We start from the raw sequence: 4,654 nt of genomic DNA, 5'->3' as shown, positions 1-4,654 counted from the left end.
TTTGCCTCTTGACAATGTCCTGCTCATATTAAAAGGAACGTCCCCAAGTGCCGCCCCCAACGACTACTCGCCAGCAACGGCAATGTCGATGTCTTGGCAACGATAGCGAAAACCCGCCAGAGCGAGCAAGGTGCCTTGAAACAAGGCGGTATTGACCTTTTGGTCATGCCGCCGAAGTTGAACGTCAGATTGCCGCTTAGGAACGCTTGCAGCGTCGAGCGGTTACGGCGTTTGGCGAAACGCCGTAACTATAAGTTTGGTACCTTGACATTCATTTCTCATGCTCCTAGATTGGTTAGGCACAAAACAATTCCACTACCTAACTAAAGAAAGGAGCGAAGCTTAGATATGTGTGTTGAACCATTCGTCCTTCCGCATGAGCCCGGCGGTGACCCGTCGCAACCGGTAGACATACCTGAAGCGGTCAGCGCCGAAGACAAACTCGCCAAGCGCATCCTGAGCGGCCTGGGCTTTTGCGGCCATTACATGCATTTTCACGGCGGCGGCATATCTGGCAAGGCGCCCATCGTCTGCCTGCTCGCTAAGCAACCCACCGGCGAGCTTTCCCAACAGGAACTCGGCATGCACTTCGACCTCAAGCCGGGGTCCCTTTCCGAGATTCTGTCCAAGCTCGAAATGGGCGGTCTTATCGAGCGCAACCGCAATCCCAAAGACCGTCGGCAGCTCACCATCCGCCTGACCGAAACGGGATGGAAAAAGGCCCGCGTTGAGCAGGCAGCCCGCATTCGCTTTAGAGAGCAGGCCTTTAGCGCACTCACCCACGACGAGCGCGAGCAGCTCGCCGAAATGCTCGAGAAAATCCGCAAAACCTGGGAGGAACTGGATGATTAAAACCCTCATGGGAAGCATCCGCGACTATATGAAAGTCACCGTTGCCACGCCGCTGCTCGTGCTTGGCGAGGTGCTCTGCGAGATGCTGATTCCATTTATCACCGCCAACCTGATCGACGCCATCAAAGACGGCGCCACCGTAGCCGAGATGCTTCCCACCGCAGGCTTTTTGGTGCTCATCGCGCTGACGTCACTTGCTTTTGGCGCCGCTGCCGGCGTTACCTGCAGCCATGCGAGCTGCGGCTTCGCCAAGAACCTGCGTCACGACCTGTTCTACAAGATCCAGACGTTCAGCTTTGCCAACATCGATGATTTCTCGAGCTCCTCACTCGTCACGCGCCTGACCACCGACATCAACAACGTGCAGCAGGCCTTTATGATGATCATCCGTATCGCCGTGCGCGCGCCGCTGGTATTGATCTTCGCCTTTACCATGGCATTTATCATGGGCGGCAGCGTTGCCATGGTCTACCTGATCATCATTCCGCTGCTGGGCTTTGGGCTGTTCTTTATCATCTTTAAGGTGCGCCCCATCTTCTCGCGCGTGTTCCACAAGTACGACGCCCTTAACGAGTCCGTCGAGGAAAACGTCACCGGCATGCGCGTAGTCAAGAGCTACGTGCGCGAAGACTTTGAGAAGGAGAAGTTCGCGACCGCCGCGCGCGACGTCCAGATGGACTTCACCCGCGCCGAGAAGCTGCTCGCCTTTAACAACCCCATGATGAACATCTGCGTCAACGGCGCGTTTGTCGTCATCATCTACCTGGGCTCCAAGCTCATCATCACGAGCCAGGGGACGCTGTTCGACGTGGGCCAGCTCTCCTCGATCTTTACCTATGGCTTCCAAATCCTCATGAGTCTGATGCAGCTGTCGATGATCTTTGTCATGGTGACCATGGCCGACGAATCGGCACACCGCATTACCGAGGTGCTGGCCGCCGAGCCCACGATCGCCAACCCGGCCGAGCCCGTGCACGAGGTTGCCGACGGCTCCATCGACTTTGACCACGTGAGCTTTAAGTATTCCGCGCATGCGAAGCGCCAGGCGCTCGACGATATCGACCTGCACATTAAGAGCGGCGAGACCATCGGCATCATCGGCGGCACCGGCTCGGCCAAGTCCACGCTTGTAAACCTCATCGCCCGCCTGTACGACGCCACCGAAGGCACCGTGCGCGTGGGCGGCGTGGATGTGCGCGACTACGACCTGGACGCGCTGCGCCACCAGGTGGCCATGGTGCTGCAGAAAAACGTGCTGTTTAGCGGCACCATCGCCGAGAACCTGCGCTGGGGCGACCCGAATGCCACCGACGAAGAGGTCCGCGAGGCAGCGCATCTGGCCTGCGCCGATGAGTTTGTCGACGGCTTCCCCAAGGGCTATGACACCTGGATCGAACAGGGCGGCTCCAATGTTTCCGGCGGCCAGAAGCAGCGCCTGTGCATTGCGCGCGCCCTGCTGCGTCGCCCCAAGATCTTGATCCTGGACGACTCCACCAGCGCCGTCGACACCAAGACCGACGCCAAGATTCGCGCAGGACTGGCAAGCTATCTGCCCAACACGACCAAGCTCATCATCGCCCAGCGCATCAGCTCCGTGCAGGACGCAGACCGCATCATCGTCATGGAAGGCGGCCGCATCGCGCAGATCGGCAACCATGACGAGCTGCTCAAGACGAGCGAGATCTACCGCGAGACCTTTACCTCGCAGAACAAGATGAGCGCCGAGGGCGAAGGGGCCGTCGAGGCCGACACCGAGGCATCCGCAACGCAAGCTCAGACCCAGGAAGGAGGCGAGGCCCATGAGTAAGGCAACGACCGCCGAGCGCGCGCTCAACCGCAAGGGCGGCACCATGTCGCGCCTCATCAAGACGCTCTTTGGCTTCTATCCCGTGCTTTTGCCCCTCGTCGTCGCCGGCGTGGTGCTCTGCGCCATCATCAACTCCATCGGCGCGACCTTCCTGCAGAGCGCCCTGCAAATTATTGGCGAATCGTGGCAGTCGGGCGATTGGGAAGCCGCGCAGCCCAAGATCGCACAGCTCGTGACCACCCTCGCCTGCATCTACGGCGTCGGCGTCCTGTCCTCGCTCTTCTGGAACCGCGCCATGGCTATCGTCACGCAGGGCTCGCTGGAGAAGCTGCGCGAGATGATGTTCAACCGCATGCAGGACCTGCCGATCCGCTACTTCGACACGCACCAGCGCGGCGATATCATGAGCCACTACACCAACGACATCGACACGCTGCGTCAGATGATCAGCCAGTCGCTGCCCAACCTGCTCATGACGATCATCATCATCGTCACGGTGTTCTTTATCATGCTGTACTACAGCGTGTGGATGTGCCTGGTCATCATCGCCGGCGTCGCCTTTATGACCTTTATGACCAAGCTGCTCGGCTCCAACTCCGCGCGTTTCTTCATTGCGCAGCAGACCGAGCTCGGCGTGGTCGAGGGCCATATCGAGGAAGTCATGAACGGCCAGAAGGTCGTCAAGGCGTTCTGCCACGAGTCTGCCGCCGAGGCCGATTTTGACGAGCGCAATGAGAAGCTCTTTGAGGTCTCGCAGAAAGCCAACATGTACGCCAACATCCTCATGCCCATCCTTATGAACCTGGGCAACCTGCTCTACGTGCTGGTGGCCCTTGCCGGCGGCATTTTCCTGGCGCTGGGCGTGCCCAACCTGAGTATCTCGGGCATGGCGCTGTCCATCTCCGTCGTGGTGCCGTTCCTTAACATGACCAAGCAGTTCTGCGGACAGATCGGCCAGATCTCGCAGCAGATCAACGCCGTGGTCATGGGCCTCGCCGGCGCCGACCGCATCTTTGAGCTCATCGACGAGGAACCCGAAGCCGACGAAGGCTACGTGACGCTCGTCAACGCGCAGGTGAACCCCGACACCTGGCAGCTCGAGGAGGCCGACCACCACACCGGCATGTGGGCGTGGAAGCATCCGCACCGCGCGACCGGCGAGATCGACTACGTACCACTGCGCGGCGATCTGGTCATGGACAACGTGGACTTTGGCTACACGCCCGACCACGAGGTACTGCACGGCGTATCCGTATACGCCAAGCCGGGTCAGAAGGTCGCGTTTGTCGGTGCCACCGGTGCCGGCAAGACCACGATCACTAACCTCATCAACCGCTTCTATGACATCGCCGACGGCAAGATTCGCTACGACGGCATCAACGTCAACAAGATCCGCAAGGCCGACCTGCGCCGTTCGCTGGGCGTCGTACTACAGGATGTAAACCTGTTCACCGGCACCGTGATGGACAACATCCGCTACGGCAACCTGAGCGCCACCGATGACGAATGCATCGCGGCGGCAAAGCTCGCAGGTGCGGACGACTTTATCACCCGCTTGCCCGACGGCTACGACACCATGCTCACCGGCAATGGCGCCCAGCTTTCGCAGGGCCAGCGCCAGCTGATTTCAATCGCACGTGCCGCCGTCGCCGACCCGCCGGCGATGATCCTGGACGAGGCAACGTCGAGCATTGACACCCGCACCGAGGCTATCGTGCAGGCGGGTATGGACAAGCTCATGGAGGGTCGCACGACATTTGTCATCGCGCACCGTCTCTCCACCGTACGCAACTCCGACGCGATCATCTGTCTGGACCACGGTCGCATCATCGAGCGCGGCAACCACGACGAGCTGATCGCCAAGCGCGGGTACTACTACCAGCTGTACACGGGTGCGTTTGAGCTGGAGTAGGTAGGTTTGTTTCACGGAGGACCCCCAGGCGGGCCGGCTTCAGGTCCGAGCACCTGAGCATCACGAGGGCGATCAGGTTGTCG

Annotated in this window: 3 protein-coding genes; all 3 read left to right on the top strand. The window is 59.9% G+C overall.

Translation table 11 applies throughout. The annotated features are described in order from the left end of the window. Positions 1-348: 348 nt before the first annotated feature. From DW029_RS10960 to DW029_RS10950, 3 genes are read left to right on the top strand one after another with little or no spacing between them, the layout of a single operon-like run. Entirely contained in the window at positions 349-852 is a 504-nt protein-coding gene (locus tag DW029_RS10960) for a MarR family winged helix-turn-helix transcriptional regulator (RefSeq protein WP_118346160.1), read from the top strand. Further along, entirely contained in the window at positions 845-2,659 is a 1,815-nt protein-coding gene (locus DW029_RS10955) for an ABC transporter ATP-binding protein (protein ID WP_118346158.1), read from the top strand. The genes DW029_RS10960 and DW029_RS10955 overlap by 8 nt, the downstream gene beginning before the upstream one ends. Further along, positions 2,652-4,571: an ABC transporter ATP-binding protein gene (locus tag DW029_RS10950; protein WP_118346155.1), complete on the top strand. Its 1,920-nt coding sequence runs from the start codon at positions 2,652-2,654 to the stop codon at positions 4,569-4,571. The genes DW029_RS10955 and DW029_RS10950 overlap by 8 nt, the downstream gene beginning before the upstream one ends. The last annotated feature ends 83 nt before the right edge of the window (positions 4,572-4,654 follow it).

This window comes from Collinsella sp. AF38-3AC, assembly GCF_003474365.1.
GTDB lineage: Bacteria > Actinomycetota > Coriobacteriia > Coriobacteriales > Coriobacteriaceae > Collinsella.
Note: the sequence above shows the minus strand (reverse complement) of the source record. Positions and strands in the feature narration are given on the sequence as shown.

Excerpts from the sequence above, each read along its gene's own strand:
- DW029_RS10960 (WP_118346160.1), top strand. The coding sequence starts at position 349 with ATGTGTGTTGAACCATTCGTCCTTCCGCATGAGCCCGGCGGTGACCCG.
- DW029_RS10955 (WP_118346158.1), top strand. The coding sequence starts at position 845 with ATGATTAAAACCCTCATGGGAAGCATCCGCGACTATATGAAAGTCACC.
- DW029_RS10950 (WP_118346155.1), top strand. The coding sequence starts at position 2,652 with ATGAGTAAGGCAACGACCGCCGAGCGCGCGCTCAACCGCAAGGGCGGC.